General features: G+C 52.2%; 26 protein-coding genes, 1 other RNA gene and 1 pseudogene. 11 read left to right on the top strand and 17 right to left on the bottom strand.

The genetic code is table 11. From position 1 onward, the window contains the following. Positions 1 to 7: 7 nt before the first annotated feature. On the top strand, positions 8 to 1,567 hold the full coding sequence (tig, locus tag HF685_RS02765) for a trigger factor (protein ID WP_168818202.1): 1,560 nt from the start codon (positions 8 to 10) through the stop codon (positions 1,565 to 1,567). 73 nt (positions 1,568 to 1,640) lie between these two features. Here tig and HF685_RS02760 read toward each other — a convergent pair whose 3' ends face one another. Further along, on the bottom strand, positions 1,641 to 2,324 hold the full coding sequence (locus HF685_RS02760) for an ATP-dependent Clp protease proteolytic subunit (protein WP_246218714.1): 684 nt from the start codon (positions 2,322 to 2,324) through the stop codon (positions 1,641 to 1,643). A 173-nt stretch (positions 2,325 to 2,497) separates the two neighbouring features. On the opposite strand from HF685_RS02760, the gene HF685_RS02755 reads away from it, so the two are divergent. Together HF685_RS02755 and clpX are read left to right on the top strand one after the other, a co-directional pair. After that, positions 2,498 to 3,136, top strand: a complete 639-nt coding sequence (locus HF685_RS02755; RefSeq protein WP_168818201.1) for an ATP-dependent Clp protease proteolytic subunit — start codon at positions 2,498 to 2,500, stop codon at positions 3,134 to 3,136. A 153-nt stretch (positions 3,137 to 3,289) separates the two neighbouring features. Continuing rightward, positions 3,290 to 4,561 carry an ATP-dependent Clp protease ATP-binding subunit ClpX gene (gene clpX / locus HF685_RS02750; RefSeq protein ID WP_168818200.1) on the top strand — a complete coding sequence of 424 codons (1,272 nt, stop codon included), beginning with the start codon at positions 3,290 to 3,292 and terminating at the stop codon, positions 4,559 to 4,561. Between the two features lie 30 nt (positions 4,562 to 4,591). On the opposite strand, the gene mtgA is transcribed toward clpX, so the two are convergent. The 3 genes and pseudogenes from mtgA to HF685_RS02735 form a co-directional block, all read right to left on the bottom strand. Next, entirely contained in the window at positions 4,592 to 5,257 is a 666-nt protein-coding gene (gene mtgA, locus HF685_RS02745; protein WP_168818199.1) for a monofunctional biosynthetic peptidoglycan transglycosylase, read from the bottom strand. 220 nt (positions 5,258 to 5,477) lie between these two features. Beyond that, positions 5,478 to 6,388 (bottom strand): annotated as a pseudogene (gene rpoH / locus HF685_RS02740) (RNA polymerase sigma factor RpoH). 76 nt (positions 6,389 to 6,464) lie between these two features. Then, positions 6,465 to 7,418 carry an RluA family pseudouridine synthase gene (locus tag HF685_RS02735; protein WP_168821141.1) on the bottom strand — a complete coding sequence of 318 codons (954 nt, stop codon included), beginning with the start codon at positions 7,416 to 7,418 and terminating at the stop codon, positions 6,465 to 6,467. A 52-nt stretch (positions 7,419 to 7,470) separates the two neighbouring features. Between HF685_RS02735 and HF685_RS02730 the strand changes: the two genes are divergently transcribed. From HF685_RS02730 to HF685_RS02705, 6 genes are all read left to right on the top strand, one after another. Beyond that, positions 7,471 to 7,839 carry a M67 family metallopeptidase gene (locus tag HF685_RS02730; RefSeq protein ID WP_246218713.1) on the top strand — a complete coding sequence of 123 codons (369 nt, stop codon included), beginning with the start codon at positions 7,471 to 7,473 and terminating at the stop codon, positions 7,837 to 7,839. A gap of 54 nt (positions 7,840 to 7,893) precedes the next feature. Further along, positions 7,894 to 8,535, top strand: a complete 642-nt coding sequence (locus HF685_RS02725) for a histidine phosphotransferase family protein (protein ID WP_168818197.1) — start codon at positions 7,894 to 7,896, stop codon at positions 8,533 to 8,535. A 23-nt stretch (positions 8,536 to 8,558) separates the two neighbouring features. Then, positions 8,559 to 9,251, top strand: coding sequence for an N-acetylmuramoyl-L-alanine amidase (locus HF685_RS02720; RefSeq protein ID WP_168818196.1), 693 nt, complete (start codon positions 8,559 to 8,561; stop codon positions 9,249 to 9,251). Between the two features lie 7 nt (positions 9,252 to 9,258). Then, positions 9,259 to 9,649: RNase P RNA component class A (rnpB, locus tag HF685_RS02715), an RNA gene on the top strand. A 127-nt stretch (positions 9,650 to 9,776) separates the two neighbouring features. Beyond that, positions 9,777 to 11,405: a caspase family protein gene (locus HF685_RS02710; protein ID WP_211051324.1), complete on the top strand. Its 1,629-nt coding sequence runs from the start codon at positions 9,777 to 9,779 to the stop codon at positions 11,403 to 11,405. Between the two features lie 49 nt (positions 11,406 to 11,454). Further along, positions 11,455 to 11,991 (top strand): J domain-containing protein, encoded by a 537-nt coding sequence (locus HF685_RS02705; RefSeq protein WP_168818194.1) that lies wholly within the window; start codon positions 11,455 to 11,457, stop codon positions 11,989 to 11,991. Here the strand turns inward: HF685_RS02705 and HF685_RS02700 are convergent. The 12 genes from HF685_RS02700 to HF685_RS02645 all read right to left on the bottom strand — a co-directional run bounded on the left by HF685_RS02700 (position 11,988) and on the right by HF685_RS02645 (position 16,424). Next, on the bottom strand, positions 11,988 to 12,386 hold the full coding sequence (locus HF685_RS02700) for a SecDF P1 head subdomain-containing protein (protein WP_168818193.1): 399 nt from the start codon (positions 12,384 to 12,386) through the stop codon (positions 11,988 to 11,990). The genes HF685_RS02705 and HF685_RS02700 overlap by 4 nt on opposite strands. After that, positions 12,383 to 12,790, bottom strand: a complete 408-nt coding sequence (locus HF685_RS02695; RefSeq protein WP_168818192.1) for a SufE family protein — start codon at positions 12,788 to 12,790, stop codon at positions 12,383 to 12,385. The genes HF685_RS02700 and HF685_RS02695 overlap by 4 nt, the downstream gene beginning before the upstream one ends. 124 nt (positions 12,791 to 12,914) lie before the next feature. Next, positions 12,915 to 13,145, bottom strand: coding sequence for a hypothetical protein (locus tag HF685_RS02690; protein ID WP_168818191.1), 231 nt, complete (start codon positions 13,143 to 13,145; stop codon positions 12,915 to 12,917). Positions 13,146 to 13,175: 30 nt separating this feature from the next. Next, complete coding sequence (locus HF685_RS02685) at positions 13,176 to 13,436, bottom strand: hypothetical protein (RefSeq protein ID WP_168818190.1); 261 nt, start codon at positions 13,434 to 13,436, stop codon at positions 13,176 to 13,178. Positions 13,437 to 13,466: 30 nt separating this feature from the next. Further along, the gene (locus HF685_RS02680; RefSeq protein ID WP_168818189.1) at positions 13,467 to 13,736 is read right to left on the bottom strand and encodes a hypothetical protein; all 270 of its coding nucleotides are present in this window, start codon (positions 13,734 to 13,736) and stop codon (positions 13,467 to 13,469) included. After that, entirely contained in the window at positions 13,736 to 14,020 is a 285-nt protein-coding gene (locus HF685_RS02675) for a hypothetical protein (protein ID WP_168818188.1), read from the bottom strand. The genes HF685_RS02680 and HF685_RS02675 overlap by 1 nt, the downstream gene beginning before the upstream one ends. 12 nt (positions 14,021 to 14,032) lie before the next feature. Next, the gene (locus HF685_RS02670; RefSeq protein ID WP_168818187.1) at positions 14,033 to 14,362 is read right to left on the bottom strand and encodes a hypothetical protein; all 330 of its coding nucleotides are present in this window, start codon (positions 14,360 to 14,362) and stop codon (positions 14,033 to 14,035) included. A 1-nt stretch (position 14,363) separates the two neighbouring features. Then, a complete protein-coding gene (locus tag HF685_RS02665; RefSeq protein ID WP_168818186.1) occupies positions 14,364 to 14,666 on the bottom strand; it encodes a hypothetical protein in 303 nt (100 codons plus the stop codon). A 27-nt stretch (positions 14,667 to 14,693) separates the two neighbouring features. Beyond that, complete coding sequence (gene pspC, locus HF685_RS02660; RefSeq protein WP_168818185.1) at positions 14,694 to 15,077, bottom strand: envelope stress response membrane protein PspC; 384 nt, start codon at positions 15,075 to 15,077, stop codon at positions 14,694 to 14,696. Continuing rightward, positions 15,074 to 15,382, bottom strand: a complete 309-nt coding sequence (gene pspB, locus HF685_RS02655) for an envelope stress response membrane protein PspB (RefSeq protein ID WP_168818184.1) — start codon at positions 15,380 to 15,382, stop codon at positions 15,074 to 15,076. Before pspB ends, pspC begins: the two co-directional genes overlap by 4 nt. After that, a complete protein-coding gene (gene pspA, locus HF685_RS02650) occupies positions 15,382 to 16,065 on the bottom strand; it encodes a phage shock protein PspA (RefSeq protein WP_168818183.1) in 684 nt (227 codons plus the stop codon). The genes pspB and pspA overlap by 1 nt, the downstream gene beginning before the upstream one ends. Positions 16,066 to 16,244: 179 nt before the next feature. Continuing rightward, positions 16,245 to 16,424, bottom strand: a complete 180-nt coding sequence (locus HF685_RS02645) for a hypothetical protein (protein ID WP_168818182.1) — start codon at positions 16,422 to 16,424, stop codon at positions 16,245 to 16,247. A gap of 177 nt (positions 16,425 to 16,601) precedes the next feature. Between HF685_RS02645 and pspF the strand changes: the two genes are divergently transcribed. After that, complete coding sequence (pspF, locus tag HF685_RS02640; RefSeq protein ID WP_168818181.1) at positions 16,602 to 17,654, top strand: phage shock protein operon transcriptional activator; 1,053 nt, start codon at positions 16,602 to 16,604, stop codon at positions 17,652 to 17,654. Between the two features lie 62 nt (positions 17,655 to 17,716). Here pspF and HF685_RS02635 read toward each other — a convergent pair whose 3' ends face one another. Further along, entirely contained in the window at positions 17,717 to 18,280 is a 564-nt protein-coding gene (locus HF685_RS02635; RefSeq protein WP_168818180.1) for a urate hydroxylase PuuD, read from the bottom strand. A gap of 177 nt (positions 18,281 to 18,457) precedes the next feature. On the opposite strand from HF685_RS02635, the gene HF685_RS02630 reads away from it, so the two are divergent. Then, positions 18,458 to 19,063 (top strand): superoxide dismutase, encoded by a 606-nt coding sequence (locus HF685_RS02630; protein WP_168818179.1) that lies wholly within the window; start codon positions 18,458 to 18,460, stop codon positions 19,061 to 19,063. Positions 19,064 to 19,100 lie beyond the last annotated feature (37 nt).

Here is a 19,100-nt window from a genome sequence, read left to right as displayed (position 1 = left end):
AGAAACCATGAAGATTGTTGAAACGCTGAACGAAGGCCTGAAGCGGGCCTATGACATTAAAATCACCGCGAAAGACATTGAGGATCGCGTTGCTGCTGAAGTCAAAAAACTCGCCCCGCAAGTCAACATGCCCGGTTTCCGCAAAGGCAAAGTGCCCGCCAATCTCGTGCGCAAAATGCATAATGATGCGCTGATGCAGGATGCTCTGAGCAGCTCGGTACAAGAAGGCGTTCAGAAAACTATCGAAGACAATAAGCTGCGCCCCGCCATGCAGCCTAGCGTCGATCTGGCCGAAGGCTATGAGCCGGGTAAAGATGCCAATGTGAAGGTTGAGCTGGAAATATTGCCAGATGTTCCCACACCATCAGTCGACGGCATTAAGCTGGAACGCCTGCAGGTTGAAGCCGACAAGAAAACGGTGGACGAAGCGCTTCAGAAATTTGCCGATAGCCAGAAACAATTTGAAACTGCGGCAAAATCTTACAAAGCCGCGATTGGCGACCAGTGTCTTATCGACTTTGAAGGAAAAGTGGATGGCGTGCCGTTTGAAGGTGGCAAAGGCGAGGGCATGGCGATTGAGCTTGGCTCCGGTCGTCTGATTCCCGGTTTTGAAGACCAGCTCGTTGGCAAGAAGGCCAATGACGAAGTGCTCGTAAAAGTCACCTTCCCCGATGACTATAATGTCGAAGACCTCAAGGGCAAAGACGCGACCTTTGATGTTGTAATCGGTGAAGTGCAGAAGCCCAAGGTGGCTAAGGCTGATGACGAAATGGCGAAATCCATGGGCCTTGAAGGCATTGACCATCTTTCCGAGCTTCTCAAGGGTCAGATTGAGCAAGAACTCAATGGCCTCACCCGAACGCACATGAAGCGCAAATTGCTTGATCAATTGGCCGCCAGCCACGATTTCGAAGTGCCGCCGACAATGGTAGAAGCGGAATTTAACCAGATCTGGCAGCAGCTTGAGCAAGAAGCGGCGCAGGAAGACGATCCCGAAGCAGCCAAAAAAGAAATGGAAGCGGAGAAGGAGGAATATCGCGATATTGCTGTCCGTCGTGTTCGCCTTGGTTTGCTGCTTTCCGAAATTGGTCAGGCAAACGGTGTAGAGGTTTCCCAGCAGGAAATGGGCATGCTGATCCAGCAGGCGGCCCAGCAGTACCGCGAGGAAGACCGGCAGCGGTTTGTTGAATACATCCAGCAGGATCCGATGGCAGCAGCCCAGCTTCGTGCGCCGATGTATGAAGACAAGGTTGTCGATTTCCTCTTCGACAAAGCTGAAGTCACCGACAAAAAAGTGACCCGCGAAGAGCTGGAAGCAGCAATCGAAGCGGAAGACGATGCGGAAACCAAACCCGCTGCCAAAAAGAAAACGCCAGCTAAAAAAGCACCTGCCAAGAAGGCGGCGGCAAAGAAGTCTGCTGATAAAGCCGCTCCAGCGAAAAAGCCTGTGGCTAAAAAAGCACCGGCCAAAGCTGTGGCAGAGAAAAAGGCACCAGCTAAAAAGGCCCCTGCCAAAACCGCGCCGGCGAAAAAGCCAGCGGCAAAGAAAGCTGCTGTCAAAAAGTAGGGCTTAAAACATCACGAACAAAAAAAGGGCTCCCGGATCAGGAGCCTTTTTTTTCCAAACGATATGGCCCGGCTTAGAATTTAACTTCACTGGCCGAGTTGATCACCGTGCCGAGAATGCCATATTCCTTCGCCTCTGTGGTCGACATCCAGTAATCGCGATCTATATCCTTGAGCACGCGTTCGAGAGACTGGCCGGTCGCTTCAGCGATTTTTTCCGCTATCCGCGTCCGCATTTTTACGATTTCCTCGGCCTGAATTGCAATGTCAGACGCTTTGCCGCGCGAGCCACCGGAAGGTTGGTGAATAAGAAAGCGCGTGTTGGGCAAGCAGAACCGCCGCTCGGGCGCGACGCCCAGAAAGATATGTGTAGCGATGCTAGCGACCCAACCCGTGCCAATGACCGCAACCGGCGATGAGATGTAGCTGATTAGGTCATGGATGGTGTCTCCCGATTCCACATGGCCGCCGGGAGAGTTCACAAAAATCTTGATCGGATCATTGTTCAGGTGATCGAGATAGAGCAGCTGCGTGGACACGCGCTCGGCCAGTTTCTGGTCAACCCCGCCAAAAATCATGATTGTCCGCGCTTCAAGAAACTTTGTCATCATCGCGCCGGGCAGGGCACCAGCCGTTTTTTCATCCTCGTCGTCATCATTGTCGAGATGCGAGGACAGGCTGTTCTGGATGATCGTCATATTCTGCTCCGTTTCGGTTTTTTTGCTGGCTTGGTGCAAGTCAGCGAATATCGTTGCCATGATCTAGGCATCCGCCAAGCGCAGTGCAATGTTCAATCGCGACCAGCAGCACGAGGATTGCAAAAACTTTGCATTTATCGCCGATTTCATCGTCGCCGATAGTTAAAGCACTTGAACAATCTGCGGGAAATGCCGATGTAGGCTCCAACCAAAAACAGGACTCCAAAAAACTTATGTATGATCCGATAAATAATGATCCCGTCCACAGCGCTCTGGTCCCGATGGTGGTGGAGCAATCCAACCGCGGCGAGCGCAGCTTTGATATTTTTTCTCGGCTGCTGCGGGAGCGCATCGTATTCGTGACCGGACAGGTTGAGGATCATATGGCTTCGATCATCACCGCGCAGCTGCTGTTTCTGGAGTCGGAAAATCCGAAAAAGGATATTTATCTCTACATTAATTCCCCCGGCGGCGTTGTGACCGCTGGCATGGCGATCCATGATACCATGCAATATATCCGTCCCCGCGTGGGCACGGTGTGCGTGGGGCAGGCCGCGTCGATGGGTAGTTTCCTGCTCGCTGCGGGCGAACCGGGAATGCGTATGGCGACAACCAACGCGCGGATCATGGTGCACCAGCCTTCAGGCGGCGCGCAGGGCATGGCGAGTGATATTGAAATTCAAGCCAAGGAAATCCTGCGGATTCGGCACCGGATGAATGAGCTTTATGCCAAATATACCGGCAAGAAGATCGAGGAAATCGAAGCAGCGATGGACCGCGATACCTTCCTTGAGGCGGACGAAGCCAAAGCCTTCGGCATTGTCGACGAAGTCTATGACAAGCGCCCGAAACCGGCAGAAGATGATAAATAGAGCGTTAGCGCTGGGCTAAACGAAAATTAAGCTCAATTTGTTAGGCGTTACACGATAGAAGAGTTGCAGTTCAAAAAAGCTGTAGCAATTTGCGATATGCGGGTTAGATTGGCTTGTTTGAAGGGCGAAATAGCCCGGTTTTAAGGACTTTTTATGACGAAATTGACGGGATCTGATTCGAAGAGCACGCTATATTGCTCGTTCTGCGGAAAATCCCAACACGAAGTCCGCAAGCTGATTGCTGGCCCGACGGTTTTCATTTGCGATGAATGTGTCGAGCTTTGCAACGATATTATCCGTGAAGAATCCAAAGGCGCTGCGACGGGCAAAAAAGATGGCGAAGTGCCCACGCCGCGGGAAATTTGTGAAGTTCTGAATGATTATGTGATCGGTCAGGATCGCGCCAAGCGCGTTCTTTCGGTTGCGGTGCATAATCACTATAAACGCCTCAATCACGCGGCGAAATCGGGCGATATCGAGTTGGCGAAATCCAACATTTTGCTCGTTGGCCCTACCGGTTGCGGTAAAACGCTGCTTGCGCAGACGCTGGCGAAGACTTTTGATGTGCCCTTCACGATGGCCGACGCCACGACGCTTACAGAAGCAGGCTATGTTGGTGAAGATGTCGAGAATATTATCCTGAAATTGCTGCAATCGTCGGATTACAACGTTGAGAAAGCCCAGCGCGGCATCGTTTACATTGATGAAATCGACAAAATTAGCCGCAAGGCGGAAAATCCCTCGATTACTCGCGATGTATCGGGCGAGGGTGTGCAACAGGCGCTGCTCAAGCTCATGGAAGGCACAACGGCCAGTGTGCCACCGCAGGGCGGCCGTAAACATCCTCAGCAGGAATTTCTGCAGGTGGATACAACCAATATCTTGTTTATCTGCGGTGGCGCATTTGCGGGTCTTGAAAAGATTATTGGCGACCGTCTAGAGTCGAAATCAATCGGCTTTGGTGCTCATGTCGCAGCGGAAGACGAGAAGCGAATCGGCAAGTTGCTCGCTCAGGGCGAACCCGAAGATTTACTGAAATTCGGCTTGATTCCGGAGTTTGTTGGCCGCTTGCCAGTGATAGCGACTCTGGAAGACCTCGACATTGATGCGCTCGTGACCATCCTCCAGGAACCCAAAAACGCGCTGGTGAAGCAATATCGCAAGCTGTTTGAACTGGAAGATGTTGGATTGACGTTCACCGACGATGCGCTGGTTGCGGTCGCGAAGAAGGCGATTGAACGTAAAACCGGCGCGCGCGGGTTGCGCTCTATCGTCGAGAATATCCTGCTGGATACAATGTTCGATCTGCCCGATTTGGAAGGCGTCGATGAAATTGTGATCGACAAGGATGTCGTCGCTGGCTCGAAAGACCCGGTGAAGGTGATTGCCAAGAGCAGCAAGGCCAAGAAGGAAGATGCTGCTTAGTTAGCGACGTTGCGGACAAGCATCCCCGCATTACTTATAAATACACCCATCAAGCTTATCGCGCTTCACAACACCAATCCGCGCCGCAATCGAGTTGCCATAGCGCCGCGTAAATCCAGACGCGCCGTTTACCGCACGCTTTTTGGGTGAGGGCAGAGCCGCCGCTATTCTCGCCGCTTCTGTCGGGGTCACGTCAGCGACATCTTTCTTGAAATAGCGCTGCGAACCGGCCTGCACGCCATAAGTGCCTATGCCGGTCTCGGCCACATTCAAGTAAACTTCCATAATCCGCTTCTTGCTCCAGATCGTTTCGATCAGGAAAGTGAAATAGGCCTCCAGCCCTTTGCGGAAGAAGCCGCCGCCTTGCCAAAGGAACACATTTTTGGCGGTCTGCTGGGATATGGTCGAGCCACCTCTTATGCGTCCGCCCTGAGCATTGCGTTTGATTGCCGTCTCGATTGCTTCGCGATCAAAGCCGTCATGGCTACAAAATTTGCTGTCTTCGGCTGCAATCACTGCGCGGGCCATGTTGGGGGAGATGTCGCCGAACGACGTCCAGTCTTTGGTGAAACCGTTCTCGTCCATCACCATAGTGGCAGTGAACGGCGGAGGGATGAAAGCCATTAGCCCGACCCACGCCACGGTGATGAGGACGAAATATATCACGAATTTGAAGAGAAATTTGATCAGCCGCATGGTTGGGGTTTAATGAGAAGTCTCGGTGAAAACAATGACGATCGAATTAGATGTCATTGTGAGCGCAGCGAAGCAATCCAGGCCGTCGCATGTTCTCTCTGGATTGCCGCGTCGCCTGCGGCTCCTCGCAATGACGATATAGCCAAGTCTAAAGATCCCCTCCCCCTTTAGAGGGGAGAGGGATAATGCGTAAATTCGGAATTTGTATGAACCTTCAGAATCAACCCGCTGTTAAAAGCTGCTTTTCACCGGCAATGCGAAGCATAGCCTTTTGCAGCTTCTCGAACGCGCGGACTTCAATCTGGCGAATGCGTTCGCGGCTCACGCTGTAGACTTTGCTAAGGTCTTCCAGCGTTTTGGGATCTTCCGAAAGCCGGCGCTCAGCCAAAATGTGCTGCTCGCGCTCATTCAGCGATTCCATCGCTTCGTTAAGCATGTCATGCCGGAATTCAGCTTCCTGATCAGCGGCAATCTGCTCATCGTGTAGCGGCGAATCGTCTTCGAGTGTGTCCTGCCATTGGCCACTGTCACCATCTTCCGACGAAAGCGAGACATTGAGCGAGGCATCGCCGCCCATCGACATGCGGCGGTTCATATTAACCACTTCATGCTCGGACACTCCCAAATCGGTTGAAATCTTGGCCAAATCTTCTGGTGACAGATCGCCATCTTCAAACGCATCAAGATTGTTTTTCATCCGGCGCAGGTTGAAGAATAACTTCTTCTGCGCGGCCGTGGTCCCCATTTTTACGAGGCTCCAGCTACGCAACACATATTCCTGTATCGACGCGCGGATCCACCACATAGCGTAGGTCGCCAAGCGAAACCCTCTATCGGGTTCAAATTTCTTGACGCCCTGCATCAGGCCGACATTGCCTTCGGAAATCAGGTCCGAGACGGGCAGGCCATACCCGCGGAAACCCATGGCAATTTTCGCCACAAGCCGCAGGTGGGACGTCACTAGCTGGGCAGCTGCTTCCTGATCTTTATGTTCAGCATAGCGCTTCGCCAGCATATATTCTTTTTCGGGAGTCAGAATCGGGAATTTACGGACTTCTGACAAATACCGGTTCAGGCTTGCATCCCCCCTAAAGCAGGGATTTTTGCCGGAACATTGCTACCATTAGACATTCATTGTTCCTTCATTGTTGTGCCGCCGAGCCTCATCAAGCACTCTTTGGTCAAAAACCTATATAAGGTGTAATAGTTATACACGCAACTTGCTGAATAGTTCCTGCATATCGGCGGGTAAATCGATAGAAAACAGCAATTTTTCCTCCGTTATGGGGTGAACAAATCCAAGGATAGCAGCATGCAGGGCCTGTCGTCCAAATTGAATATCTTTTCTGCGAGAAACTAAAGATTTTCGACGAGAACCATATAGCGGATCACCAATAAGGCTATACCCGATATGGGACATATGGACGCGGACCTGGTGGGTGCGGCCTGTCTCGAGCACACATTCGACCAAAGCCGAGTTATTCAGCGCCTCTTTGACGGTGTAATGGGTCATCGCCGGCTTGCCTTTATCGTCACCCACAACCGCCATTTTTTTGCGATGGACGTTGCTGCGGCCAATATTGCCCTCGATGGTTGCAGAAACAGGATTCGGTCGCCCGTGGACAATCGCGAGATATTTGCGATCAATATCATGTTTGGCGAACAACGCGCTTAATCCCTTGTGCGCCGCATCGGTTTTTGCAGCGACCATCAGGCCGGAAGTGTCTTTGTCAATCCGGTGGACGATACCAGGCCGCATCACGCCGCCAATCCCCGAAAGTTCACCTTTGCAGTGGTGGAGCAAGGCGTTGACCAAAGTTCCGTCAGGATGGCCTGCAGCGGGGTGCACCACAAGACCCGCCGGTTTGTTGATGACGATCAGATGCGTGTCTTCAAACACGACATCCAGCGGAATATCCTGTGCTTTTGCCGGACCTTCGACCGCAACTGGAACCGTGAGAGCAAAATTCTTGCCCGCGCAGGTTTTGGAAGAAGGATTCTTGCAAATCACGCCATCGATCAACAGATTTTCTGAAATGATGAGCGTCTTGATACGTTCTCTTGAAAGATCGGTGATGAGACCAGAAAGCGCTGCATCGAGCCGCTGTTTTTTGTCGCTTTCGGGCACGATGCCGGATTTTATGGATTGCCCTGAATTCATCGGGTAGATGTGGGCGATGATCCTGAGCTTATCAAGCGACATATTATCTCATTTGCAACAACAGGCACGTAATGGTGTTCCTTTGGAAATCTGCGGTTTGCTATTTGGCGAGAACCAGATTGTTTCCGGCTTCAAACAAGCCCGCAATATTGCCCAACATGCCAACCGGCAGTTCGAGATTGATCCTGCTGCTCTGATAGAGGCTGAACGCGCAGCAAGGGATGGCGGACCGGCGATAGTGGGCTATTATCATTCACACCCCCGAGGTGATGTACAACCATCGCAAACCGATGCCGCCAGTGCCGCAGCTGATGAGCGGATTTGGCTGATTATAAACGGTCGGGATGCTTCTGCATGGCGGGCAACCGAAAATGGCGAAATATTTGGTCGGTTCAACCCAATCGCCCTTGATTGCCAGTGAACAAATCGCCAAACAAGTTTCCAATAATCTTCCCCTAGTTAAAGGCGTACCTGAATGTCTGAATCCGATGTCGATCTTGCAGCATTGCTGTGCTCCAAACTTTGCCATGACCTGCTTAGCCCGGTGGGCGCAATCAACAATGGCCTCGAATTGCTGGAAGACGAGAATGATCCTGAAATGCGGGATCGTTGCTTTGATCTGGTTGCAGATAGCGCCAGAGCATCGGCCGATAAGCTCAAATATTTCCGGCTCGCATTTGGCGCTGCGGGCGGTTTCGGAGATGTCGTCGATCCTGCTGAGGCCAAGCAACTGGTTGAAAGCCTTGTGGGTGATAACGGAAAAATAGCTTTGGGCTGGGCCGTGCAAAGCGAAGCGCTGCCCAAAAAGGCGATCAAGATACTATTGAATCTGGCCCTTATCGCCCGGGAGGCTCTGGTTCGCGGTGGCCGTCTTGATGTGGGCGCCGAAAAGGGCGACCTAGGAATCGAAGTGGTTGTTCGCGCTGAAGGCCCAAAAATTGCGCTGGATGAAGGCATCCGTGCTGCTCTTGAGGGTGGTTTGCCTGATTCCGAGCTCAGTGCCCGAACGGCAGCCGCCTATATGTCACGCAAACTGGCGACGGCCAACGGCGGCGATCTGAGAATTTCGCCCGCATCGGGAACTGAGCTGCTATTGGGTGCCATTGTCACCGCATAATTGCGATTGGAGGAGCGGGTTGCATGGATATGATCTGGACGCCTTCTCCTAATTTTGACGAGCGCAAATTGCCGATCAGCATCTTAGTGATGCATTATACCGGAATGAAGAGCGCAGCCGCAGCAATCAATCAGCTGGTTGACCCCGAAGCCAAGGTTTCTGCGCATTATGTTGTCACCGAGGATGGACAAGTCGTGCACATGGTGCGCGAGGAAAATCGCGCATGGCATGCCGGGCGCGGCTATTGGCGGGGGATTACGGATGTAAATAGCGCTAGCATCGGCATTGAAATCGTCAATCCCGGGCATGAATGGGGCTATGTTCCCTTTCCGGAAGAGCAGATGGATAGCGTGACCCGGCTCGCACATGAAATAGTCAAACGGCACCATATCAACCCTGCAAACGTGATTGGCCACAGCGACCTTGCCCCGGCAAGAAAGCAGGACCCCGGGGAGCTGTTTGATTGGGACAGGCTGGCACGGCATGGCATTGCGCTCAAGAAGCCGCCCCTCAATCTGGGTGATCCCCCGTGGACCGATGCTGGCTTCATGCTTGCTCTGGAGCGGTATGGCTATGACATTACCGCGCAGAAAGATGCAGTGGTCGCGTTCCAACGCCGCTTCCGTCCTGCCAATATCGACGGGGTGATTGATGGCGAGTGCCGTGCAATTTTATTGTCGTTAATGCTCGACAGGGAACGCGGAATCACTAAATAGGCTCTCACCAGAGGGTCGGCCAATCGCTTTGATGTGCAAGCATTGAGGAGGAAAGTCCGGGCTCCACGATTTAGAGGTGCCGGATAACGTCCGGCGGGCAGGGGAGTGATCGCCTGTTCAGGGATAGTGCAACAGAAAGCAGGTCGCAACGCCTTTGGGCATGTGACGATGAAAGGGTGCGGTAAGAGCGCACCGCGGGTCTGGCAACAGGTCTGGCACGGTAAACCCCACCTGGAGCAAAACCAAATAGGGGCGGCTCATGGCGAATTCGGCCTGCTGCCCGGGTTGGTTGCTTGAGCTGCGCAGCAATGCACAGCCTAGATGAATGATTGGCTATCTCGCGCCATCTTTTGATTGGAGCGGGAGGACAGAACCCGGCTTACAGACCCTCTGGAATTTTACATTTCATATTTGCGTTGGACGCGATGCGTGTTAGTCTTTCGCATGAGGAAATTTCTGCTCGGTTGCATATTTGTTTTTGGCCTTTTTGGTTGGAACGCATCGGCAAGCGCCAAATGCGCGTCGGTGACAGGGGATCGCGGTGTCGCGCTGCTAATCGGAATCGGGGCTTATGATGACCTGAACTGGCCCGCGCTGCCCAATGCGGTGAACGACATCGATCATGTCTGCGTAGCTTTCGCCAAAGCGGGGTTTGAAATTATCGATGTGCGTAACGCGTCGATCGCCGAGTTAAACAGTGCCACTGAGCTCTTTGAAGCCAAAGCATCCGCGGCTAATAGCGCCGTCGTCTATTATGCCGGCCATGGTTTCGAGTATAATGGTCGCAATTTCATGGTTCCCGTCGATGCACCGCTCTTTGCTTCAAAAGAACAGTTGGACAGCCATTTCCTGCCGCTGGACAAGTTGTTAAAGGCTGCCTCACAAGCCAAACGCTTTAATCTGTTTTTCATGGATGCCTGCCGCACACCTGATCCCATCGTGCGGTTGAAAGATGTTAACTCCGATGATCCGGAAGGCAATGTTTCTCCTATGGGTCTATTGGAAATGACTCAGGGTGCGGTTTTCTACTCCACCGCCAAGGGACGGCCAGCGCTGGACGCAGCCCCCGTTGATTCCAAAACCAGCCCCTTCGCCAAAGCCATAGCGACGAAGCTTGCCATTCCCGGGCTTGAGCTGTCCGACTATTTCAAGGTAGTGTCGCGCGAAGTCTATGCGAATACCCGCGAATTGGAACTCGGCCCGCAACAACCATTTCATTATGGTAGCTGGTTTGAAGATTTTTATCTCAACCCGCCACAAAAGCCTGCGACCGGTTTAAATGCAACTGACCCCAGTTCGAAAGCCGGAGGTCGAGCGAGTATAGGAGCTGAAGCCGGGGCTTATCTTCCGGCCATCGCGACCAAAGCGTTATCTTCAATCCAGATTTCGATGGACCGGTTGGCCATTGAAGACGAGACCATATTAATCGGTGAAGTGCTAAGCAATCACGGCGTTGCGGATTTGACTTTGCTCGCAGTAAATGGTGACGCGCTAGCCCAATCCCTTCTGGGATATATGTATCATCTGGGTGTCGGAGTCAGCGCAGATTTGAAACAGGCCCGCGAATGGCTTGAGAAATCTGCCGAACAGGGTCACCCGGCAGGGCAGACCGAATTGGCGTGGTTTCTCCAGGAAAATGATCCGGCAGAGACTGCCCGATCGCTGGAATTATACCAGCTGGCGGCAGCACAAGGATATGCCAAAGCGCAGTCCCACCTTGGTTTTGCGCTATGGGAAGGCAAACTTGGCCTTACCGATAAAAAGCGGGCGCTCGAATTATTCGCTGCGGCTTCTGACCGCGGACATCCCTACGCGACCTATGCCCTTGGCATATATGGCGGGCAGGTCGAGGAAGCGGTGCGCAAACTGCGGGTACTCGCCGATACTGGCAATGTGGAAGGCAATAACTGGATATGCGAGTTGCGCTATCAATTTGGCCAGGCCGCGACCGTCGCCAAGGATTGCTCGCTTGCAGCCCGGGGTGGATATGCCGGAGCCCGGGCAATTTGGGCGCAACTTCATGATCGCGGGCAAGGTATCCCGAAATCCCCGAGCGAGGCACGCTATTGGGCGAAGCTTGCGACCAGTCAGGCCGAGCTTAAACTGCGCCCTGATCTGGAGCGCGCCACATCGAATATCCTGTCGCGCGATTAGCCAATTTAAGAGACTGGTAGTGAAGCGGAGTATTTGTTAAAGGCGCTCTATGCCGAAAGTAAAACGATCCGACAATTGGGGTTTCCCGCGCTGGGGAAGCTATGAAAGCTCTCGCGAGACGCAGCAATTGCGTAAATGTGACCGTCATGGCTGCGACGAGGCGGGCATTTGCCCGGCACCTAAATCACCCAATAGCCCGGAAAAATGGTATTTTTGCCAGAATCACGCCGCTGAATATAATCGCGGATGGGATTATTTCGAAGGGCTTGACAAGGAAGAGCGTAAACAGCGCGAAGCCGATGAGCAGCGCGATGCCAATGCCTATCAGGAAGCTTCACATTATAGCTGGATGGGATCGGGTGATGGCAGTCGCTCACGCGATGAAATGACGGCGCTGGATATATTTGACCTTCCGCCAGACATTGAGTTTGAAGCAGTGAAAAAGGCGTGGCGTGATATGGCAAAGAAATATCACCCCGATGTCAATCCGGGTGACGCGGAGGCAGCGAAGAAATTTCAGACGGCGCAAGCGGCATTTGATGTGCTCAAAGTGGCGGAAGAACGCCGCGTGTGGAAACCGGTTTAGGGTCTGGTTAGACTGGACTGGATTTCCACGAGCTCTTCGGTCGTAAAACTTCCCGAAATCACGATCTCACCCCCGAGTATAGGCTCCATCAAAACGGGTTCGGAAACCATCTTTCCATCAATGTAGATCGCAATTCTCTTGCCGATCTTGCATCGCTGCAATTTCACGAACTCTGTATTGCCAACATCAGTGAGAGTGAGTTGCAAAACCGGTGTGGCTGTAATCGGATCAAGACTAGCCGATGCCGAATGCACTTTTTCCGGAGTCAAATGGAAGGTCGGCGTTTCCTCCACCACTGCAGCATCTGCAGGTTTGTAGCAGTCATTTTGCTTGGACGGCTGAACCGCAGGATCGACCAGGGCTGCCAGCAAAAGAAAGGCGCCAATCGGGCTCATTTTTTATATCGCTCCGCCGTCTGATTGATGAGCGCAATCATGTTCGGAATACCTTGCGTTCTGTTGGAACTGAGCTGGTTTTTGAGATCAAATGGCTCCAGCTGCGCCGCAATGTCCTTGGTCAGAATTTGCGTTGCTTCCTGATCCTGGACCGTCTCCAGCACCAGTGCGATAATGCCCTTGGTGATCGCCGCATTGCTGTCTGCCAGAAAATGCAGGCGGCCGTCGTCCAGTTGTGTCGGGTAAACCCAGACAGAAGCCGAGCAACCGCGGACCAGCGTCGCATCGGTTTTCAGCGCATCTGGCATGGGATCCAGTTCTTTGCCGAGATCAATCAGAAGTCGGTATCGATCGTCGGCTTCGAGAAATTCATATTCTTCGATCAAATCTTCAAGCTTGCTCATGGGGAGGGCGGTTAGCAGGGGATTGCGGGAAGGTCACCTGCTTTATTTTCGTTCGTCCTGAGCCTGTCGAAGGATCGCTTGCAGTGCAGCCGATGCTTCAACCGGCTAAGCACGCGCAGTCTTGTTAAAGTTCAACACCCGCCGCAATGGCTTCCAGTTTGCGGATGCGTTCCTTGAGATCAGCAACCTCAATGCGGGACGTCGCGCTGGGCGGGTGATCTTCGCGATGTTGCTCGATCTCGCGCGATTTCAGCGCGATCCAGTCCCGCCATCCGCGCAGCGCGACCAGCGACACTACGGTCAGGCCGATCAATGAAAAGGCTGCGGTTATCAAATAAAGTGCAGGTTCTTGCATGACATCCATCCTCGTGAATAAGGGGCCAACTCATCGGTCCCGAAGTTTTTCAATTTCATTTGCCAGTTCGCGACCACCGCGATCATCTGTTGCGATCTTTTCGAGCACCTGAACGCGCTCTTTGAGATATTTGACTTCTTCCTGAAGCCGCGCAGAATCCGGGTCACTCAACATGATTGGGTTGCCATCTCTATCTTCCGCGATGCCTTTGCTCGCCTGGAGTTTGGTGTTCATCACTTTACCAATTGTGATTACAATGATGATGGCGACAACCATTTCAAACGGGTTCATATTAAATCATTCCTTCTTATCGCTTCGCGTTCAGCTATCCTTGAGTTTTGCTATTTCCTGTTCCAGTTCGCGTGCGCCTCGGCCATCGGTTACGATCTGCTCCAGCACCGCAACGCGGTCTTTCAGATATTTCATGTCGTCTTGCATTTTTTGACCGTCTTGGTCTTGGGGTAATCGATCACCAAGCAGCATTAGCTCTTTTTGCTTGTCGGCCATCTTGCTCTGATGCCGTGTCCATATCGCTAGACCGCCCAAGAGAAATGGTGCCAGTGGTATCAATACCCAAATAAGATCGCTCATCAGTTCAATTCCTTTGTTTCAGAGCCGTCACGCAGATCTTCAATCTGCTCGGCAATATCCACTCCTTTGTCGGTGACAATGCGTTCCAGAACCCGAACACGCTGTTCAAGTCGTTCGTTGTGCGCCGCATATTGCGCGGCCTTTTCGGCTGTTTCATTACCCAGGATTTCAAGCTCCTTGGTCTTGAATTTAAGCCGTTCCTTGTAGAGGTGACTGCCCACTCCCAGCGTGACCGGCAAACCAACCACGATCAGGAAAAATGTTATAATCTCACCGGGTCCCATATAGATTTCCTCTCAGTTTGCCCGCTTATCGCGGAGCTGTTCGATTTCTTGAGTCAGCCGGTGGCTGTCATCGGTGACGATGCGCTCTACATTGGCGAGGCGGTCTTTCATTGACCCAATCTCGGCGCGCAGTTCGGCATTTTCGTTTGTGAGCAGCTTCACCCGCTCAGCCGCTTCCTTATCCGTGCGGGGATGCACTGCCTGACCCCATGCACCATCAAGCGGATAGCCATTCTTGATACGCAACCAGGTTGTGAGTACCCAGCCACCTACCGCAATGCCGGTAACGACGGCAATCATGGGGAATATGTCTTTGAAAAACGCAATTTTTTCGGGGGTCATTCTAGTTATCCTGTGATCTTAGAGCTTCGATTTCGTCGGCGGTGCGCTTGGCAGGATCAGTGGCGATACGCTCCAGCACTTGCAGGCGTTCCTGCAGGCGGTCGATCTTGCCGACCAGTTCTGCATTCTCGTTGGAAAGCAGTTCAATCTTGCGTTCCGCGTCGGGGTTCCGTCGTGCGGTCTTTCCTCCCCATTCATCTTCCAGATCATAGCCGTGTTTTGCCCTGATCCAGTTGTTGATAAGCCAGCTCACAGTACAGACCGCAATGATAGCGATTACAAATCCTGGTCCACCCCAATTCATGGTTTTTCTCCCTCAAATCCTCTGAAGTTAGCGTAAGTTCTCAATCTCGTTAGAGAGAGATGTGTTACTGGTGGTGTAATAAAGCTCCATGTCCGCCAGCTTGCGGTCGATTTCGCGGAACCGTGATTTAATGTCGCGGGTCGTGCGGCGAGGTGACTGGCGTACGCCTTGCCAAAATTTTAGTTCTTCCGGATCACGATGATAAAGCTCGATTGGCTTTGCATCAGAGATTTTCGCTGCAATCCAATAGGCAATTAATGTCCAGGGGAAAGCAAATGTCACCGTGGCGACAATTGCCGCAAACCGGACCCAAGCGACATTTATGCCGGTGTAATCAGCAATCCCTGCACAGACACCGCTCCATTTCGCACGCTGCTTATCGAGATAAAATTTGGTCCGGGACGAAGTCATGATGGTTGCCTTTCCTTGTTCACAAGTTTGTCAAAATTCTCCAGAGTCGGTGCGGGCTCAGCTGCGGGAGCCGAAAGTGCCGACTGACGCCAGTCCGGATTGTCCGCCGCCATAATGCGTTCAATCGTATCCATGCGGTCATCGAGCCGACGCGCCATGTGATGCAGCTCTTCCAACAGATTTTCATCTTCATTGGTTATCGTCGCTGCGGTTTTCCATTTTGTGACATAGTGAAAAATTAGCCAGGGCAGGCCTATAAAAAGAGTCCCCATAACGATGGGAATGATGATGAGTTCTTCCTGCATTATTTATCACCTTTCTGGCTCGATTTGTTCATGGCCGCCTTCATCGCTTCCAGTTCGTCATCAACTTCATCACGGCTTTCCAAAGCGGCGATCTGGTTTTCCAGCGTCTGTGGTTCGCCGCCCATGTTCATGGAGTCAGCGCGCCCTTCGGCAAAATCGACCTGACGTTCGAGATATTCAAACTTGGAAAAAGCATCATGCACCTTCTCGCTGTTGTACATTTCACGAATTTTATAACGGTTTTCGGCGCTTTCGAGGCGATTGACCAGGCTGCTCTGGCGTGACCGTGCTTCCTGCAACTTCTTTTGCAGCTTGGCGATATCGCCTTCATTGGCGCGAAGGGCATCATCAAGCACTTTGATTTCTATCTTGAGTTGGTCGGCCATGTCCGCTGCCTTGCGTTTTTCAACCAGCGCCGCCTTGGCCAAATCTTCGCGATCCTTGGAAAGCGCGAGTTGGGCTTTCTCATGCCAGTCAGCATCAAGCTGTTCCAGCTTGTCGATGTGGCGGCGCATTTCTTTTTGGTCGGCGATGGTACGGGCAGCAGACGCGCGCACTTCAACCAGCGTTTCCTCCATTTCCAATATGATCATGCGGATCAGTTTGGAAGGATCTTCCGCTTTGTCGAGCATGTCGGTCACATTGGCGGCGATGATGTCGCGTGTCCTTGAAAAAATACCCATAGTGAAACTCCGGTAGTTGCTAGCAGCATATTTACTGTATTGTGGTCTGGATTGGTTCGAACGTTCAGACCGGCCTTGGTTGTCGTAATCAAAAAAATTGTCGTCGTCTAATATTTCAAAAGGTGGCCGGGACGTGACCTTCGTCAGGGGGAAAGAAGGGGTCCCGGCCATTTCGTCTGTCATGCCTTGTGGCCCAGGGGGTCGTGGCTGACAGTTGGGGAACTGTTGTTATTGTCGATCATCATCGATCCTTGCGCCTCGGCGGGACCGACGGCGCTCACGAGAATCGTCATGCCAAACAGCGCGACGGAAATGAGGGCTGAAAAATCTGTTCTGCTCAGGTTCGCTAATTTTGACATGTAATCCTCCTCGGCAATCGGTATCTGATTTCGTGTCCCTTGCGGGTTCGAAACCAACATTGCAGGAGGTGTGCCAATTTTACCAAGTTATTGATAAATAAGGATAACTAACAAAATTTCATAAAATGAATATAGTATTAATTGCTATTTATTAGGATTCTGCGCTAAGTGTTGGGCATGGAGCGCGAGAGTCAATTTATTGGTGAGTCGGGGGCCTTTCTCGATGCTGTAGAAAAGGCCAGCCGGGCTGCGGGTTTGAACCGCCCAGTTCTTGTAGTCGGTGAGCGCGGAACAGGCAAGGAGCTGATTGCCGAGCGCCTTCACCGCTTGAGTGCGCGCTGGGATGGCCCATTGATCACCCTAAACTGCGCTGCCATGCCGGAAACGTTGATCGAAGCGGAGTTGTTCGGCCATGAGGCGGGCGCTTTTACCGGTGCCACCAAGGCACGGGCAGGGCGCTTTGAAGAAGCAGATGGCGGGACGCTTTTTCTGGACGAGCTGGGAACATTATCATCGGGCGCGCAGGAACGCTTGCTCCGCGCGGTCGAATATGGTGAAATTACCCGCATCGGGTCGTCGCGGCCCGTCCGCGTGGATGTCCGCATCGTCGCCGCGACGAACGCCGACCTCCCCAAAATGGCTGACGAGGGCAGTTTTCGTGCTGATCTTCTGGATCGCCTCTCGTTTGAAGTCGTAACTCTGCCACCCCTGCGGGTCAGGGAAGGTGATGTCACCGTTTTGTCCGATTATTTTGGCAGGCGTATGGCAGCCGAACTGGATTGGCCCGAATGGCCGGGGCTGGGGAAATTGGCGTCAGAAGCGCTGGAACGGCATAGCTGGCCGGGCAATGTCCGCGAACTGCGCAATGTGATTGAGCGGGCGGTATACCAATGGGGTGATTATAGCAGGCCGGTGGATCATGTGGTGTTTGATCCCTTCGCATCTCCCTGGAAACCGCAAGAGATGCCCCGGAAAAAAACTGCCGAAGAAGCCTCCAATGGTTCCATCCAACCGCCGGCATCGACCACGTCGTCAGTTCCGCCGTCGCCAATTCCCCAGTTTGATGCGGTGGACGACATGAAGGAGGCGGTTGAGGCGTTTGAGAAACGCATATTGGAAGAGGCTCTGGCTAAATCGCGTTATAATCAGCGACAGACGGCCAAGGCGCTCAATTTGACCTATGATCAACTTCGGCACTCACTGAAACGCCACGACCTTCTGGGGCAATAGCTAAGGCAAGAAAAAAAGGGGTCAAAATCGACCCCTTTTCCGTATTCATGATACCACAATGGTTAGCCGTGATTGGCATTTACCATCGCGTAGAACATGGGCAGCGACAGCAGCACATTGGTCCGTGATGCCATCATTGCTATTTTGGCGGCAGCAGCCTTCGCGTCAGCATCAGCGTCCACAAAACCAAGCACTTTTTTCTGGTTTGGCCAGATGATGAACCACACATTGGCAGCCATTATGATCGCCATCCACATCCCGACGCCTATCATCTGGAAGGGTTCTTTCAACATAAGTGCTTGATGCACATAGCCTGTGGCCCAAGCCACATAGAGACCGGTTACCACGGTAAACAGCGCTGCCCAGCGGAAATAGAATAATACTTTCGGCGCGATATGCTTGCCAACGGCGGGCTTCAGTTCATCTGGAATGCTCGGCATCAAAGGGACCTGGACAAAGTTGAGATAGTAAAGCAGCCCGATCCAGAGCACGCCAAAAAACAGATGCAGCCAGCGTCCGATTGTATTGCCAGTGACCAAATCGCCATGCATGCCAAACATCAGTGCAATAGCTGCGATAAGCCCGACCAGCAGCACTAGATTCAAATTTCCAAAAAACTTTGCCATATTATTTCTCCCCCAAGGATTGTTTGTAATATCAGTGAAATAATATGCTTACATGCGGCAAATGTCACTATGAAAGGGGTATTGCTTTGGAATACGAGTAAAAAGACAGGTGCAAAGCACCCAATTTTTTCCCTATGCGTATAATCATCGAACACACCCAATATGGAGAAACCCCCAATGGCTTTTGAACTTCCCGCGCTCCCCTATGGCAAAACTGATTTCGGTGATCTGATCTCCGAAGAGACATTCAACTATCATCATGGCAAACATCATAATGCCTATGTCACCAAAACCAACGATGCGATTGCCGGCACGGCCCATGAAGGTAAGAAACTCTCTGAAATTGTAAAAACCGCAGACGGCGGACTGTTTAACAATTCAGCGCAAGTCTGGAACCACAGTTTCTACTGGCTCTGTTTGAGTCCTGAAAAGAAAGAAATACCGGCTAACCTCAAGTCCCGTATTGAAGCTGACTTTGGCTCGGTTGAAGAATTTAAGGAAAAATTCAAAGCGGAAGCCGTTGGCCATTTTTCAAATGGTTGGGCATGGCTGATATTAAACGGCGACAAGCTTGAAATCACGTCCTTACATGACGCCGATTCCCCCATTGCTCACGATATGAAACCTCTGCTGACGCTCGACGTTTGGGAACATGCCTATTATCTGGATTACCAGAATATGCGCCCTGATTATGTTTCAGCATTGCTCGACAATGCGATTGACTGGGATTTTGTCGCCAAAAACCTCGATGGAGAAGGCGTTAGCCGCGCTGATCAAGGTTAGTTTTTAAAGAGCTTCGAGAAACCGCGCTCCTGCAAGG

Origin of the sequence: Parasphingorhabdus halotolerans (assembly GCF_012516475.1) — a bacterium.
Lineage (GTDB): Bacteria > Pseudomonadota > Alphaproteobacteria > Sphingomonadales > Sphingomonadaceae > Parasphingorhabdus > Parasphingorhabdus halotolerans.
This window is presented reverse-complemented; position numbering and strand designations above follow the sequence as displayed.

Excerpts from the sequence above, each read along its gene's own strand:
- HF685_RS02755 (WP_168818201.1), top strand. The coding sequence starts at position 2,498 with ATGTATGATCCGATAAATAATGATCCCGTCCACAGCGCTCTGGTCCCG.
- HF685_RS02735 (WP_168821141.1), bottom strand. The coding sequence starts at position 7,418 with ATGAATTCAGGGCAATCCATAAAATCCGGCATCGTGCCCGAAAGCGAC.
- HF685_RS02705 (WP_168818194.1), top strand. The coding sequence starts at position 11,455 with ATGCCGAAAGTAAAACGATCCGACAATTGGGGTTTCCCGCGCTGGGGA.
- HF685_RS02685 (WP_168818190.1), bottom strand. The coding sequence starts at position 13,436 with ATGAACCCGTTTGAAATGGTTGTCGCCATCATCATTGTAATCACAATT.
- pspB (WP_168818184.1), bottom strand. The coding sequence starts at position 15,382 with ATGCAGGAAGAACTCATCATCATTCCCATCGTTATGGGGACTCTTTTT.
- HF685_RS02690 (WP_168818191.1), bottom strand. The coding sequence starts at position 13,145 with ATGCAAGAACCTGCACTTTATTTGATAACCGCAGCCTTTTCATTGATC.
- HF685_RS02675 (WP_168818188.1), bottom strand. The coding sequence starts at position 14,020 with ATGGGACCCGGTGAGATTATAACATTTTTCCTGATCGTGGTTGGTTTG.
- HF685_RS02695 (WP_168818192.1), bottom strand. The coding sequence starts at position 12,790 with ATGAGCAAGCTTGAAGATTTGATCGAAGAATATGAATTTCTCGAAGCC.
- tig (WP_168818202.1), top strand. The coding sequence starts at position 8 with ATGAAGATTGTTGAAACGCTGAACGAAGGCCTGAAGCGGGCCTATGAC.
- HF685_RS02760 (WP_246218714.1), bottom strand. The coding sequence starts at position 2,324 with ATGGCAACGATATTCGCTGACTTGCACCAAGCCAGCAAAAAAACCGAA.
- HF685_RS02725 (WP_168818197.1), top strand. The coding sequence starts at position 7,894 with ATGTCTGAATCCGATGTCGATCTTGCAGCATTGCTGTGCTCCAAACTT.
- pspF (WP_168818181.1), top strand. The coding sequence starts at position 16,602 with ATGGAGCGCGAGAGTCAATTTATTGGTGAGTCGGGGGCCTTTCTCGAT.
- HF685_RS02670 (WP_168818187.1), bottom strand. The coding sequence starts at position 14,362 with ATGACCCCCGAAAAAATTGCGTTTTTCAAAGACATATTCCCCATGATT.
- clpX (WP_168818200.1), top strand. The coding sequence starts at position 3,290 with ATGACGAAATTGACGGGATCTGATTCGAAGAGCACGCTATATTGCTCG.
- mtgA (WP_168818199.1), bottom strand. The coding sequence starts at position 5,257 with ATGCGGCTGATCAAATTTCTCTTCAAATTCGTGATATATTTCGTCCTC.
- HF685_RS02645 (WP_168818182.1), bottom strand. The coding sequence starts at position 16,424 with ATGTCAAAATTAGCGAACCTGAGCAGAACAGATTTTTCAGCCCTCATT.
- HF685_RS02665 (WP_168818186.1), bottom strand. The coding sequence starts at position 14,666 with ATGAATTGGGGTGGACCAGGATTTGTAATCGCTATCATTGCGGTCTGT.
- HF685_RS02630 (WP_168818179.1), top strand. The coding sequence starts at position 18,458 with ATGGCTTTTGAACTTCCCGCGCTCCCCTATGGCAAAACTGATTTCGGT.
- pspA (WP_168818183.1), bottom strand. The coding sequence starts at position 16,065 with ATGGGTATTTTTTCAAGGACACGCGACATCATCGCCGCCAATGTGACC.
- HF685_RS02635 (WP_168818180.1), bottom strand. The coding sequence starts at position 18,280 with ATGGCAAAGTTTTTTGGAAATTTGAATCTAGTGCTGCTGGTCGGGCTT.
- HF685_RS02700 (WP_168818193.1), bottom strand. The coding sequence starts at position 12,386 with ATGAGCCCGATTGGCGCCTTTCTTTTGCTGGCAGCCCTGGTCGATCCT.
- pspC (WP_168818185.1), bottom strand. The coding sequence starts at position 15,077 with ATGACTTCGTCCCGGACCAAATTTTATCTCGATAAGCAGCGTGCGAAA.
- HF685_RS02720 (WP_168818196.1), top strand. The coding sequence starts at position 8,559 with ATGGATATGATCTGGACGCCTTCTCCTAATTTTGACGAGCGCAAATTG.
- HF685_RS02680 (WP_168818189.1), bottom strand. The coding sequence starts at position 13,736 with ATGAGCGATCTTATTTGGGTATTGATACCACTGGCACCATTTCTCTTG.